Source organism: Mesorhizobium sp. M7A.T.Ca.US.000.02.2.1, assembly GCF_003996995.1.
In the GTDB taxonomy this organism is placed as follows: Bacteria; Pseudomonadota; Alphaproteobacteria; order Rhizobiales; family Rhizobiaceae; genus Mesorhizobium.
The window spans coordinates 1-505 of sequence record NZ_RZTT01000902.1 but is presented as its reverse complement, the minus strand read 5'-3'; the positions used below and the strand labels follow the sequence as shown (position 1 = coordinate 505).

Sequence of the window (505 nt, the reverse complement as noted above, 5' to 3'; positions counted from 1 at the left end):
CGCTCGCGCTGTCCGGCCGAGCCGGTGCCGTTTGCCGAACCGGGCGCCGCGGCCGATCCGAAACCAAAATCATCCTTGAAATCGGACGGCTTTCCATGAGCGGGTTCGGCTCCCCGGCTGGGAGACGGCACGGGGTCGGGGCCGAAGGGGTCCGCCTGGTTCCCCGCGCCGCCCGGTTCGCGGTAAGAGGCGGCATTTTTCGACACAGGCGTTGAAACCGGATCGAGGCTGAACGGGTCATCGAAACCAGGCGAACTGCGCTGGCCGGAGGTGGCACGCTCGAACGCGCCTGGAACCGGCCGTTCGAACGGGTCCGGCAAATCCGCCGGACGTGGCCGTCGCGGCTCTTCTTCGACCGTGGCGGAAAAGAAATCGTCGTGGCCGATGCTCACCGGCGCCCGGGATGCCGGCGGCAGGCGTTCCGGAGCCGGCAGGCCGGCTGTGGGTGCTTGGGCGGTTGGCGTCTGCAGATCGACATAGACGACGTAGTCGCCCAGTCTTAGCC

1 pseudogene is annotated in these 505 nt (G+C 68.1%); it reads right to left on the bottom strand.

Annotated elements, in window-relative coordinates:
* Positions 1–505: pseudogene (locus EOD15_RS35365) on the bottom strand (type VI secretion system-associated FHA domain protein TagH); the annotation flags it as partial.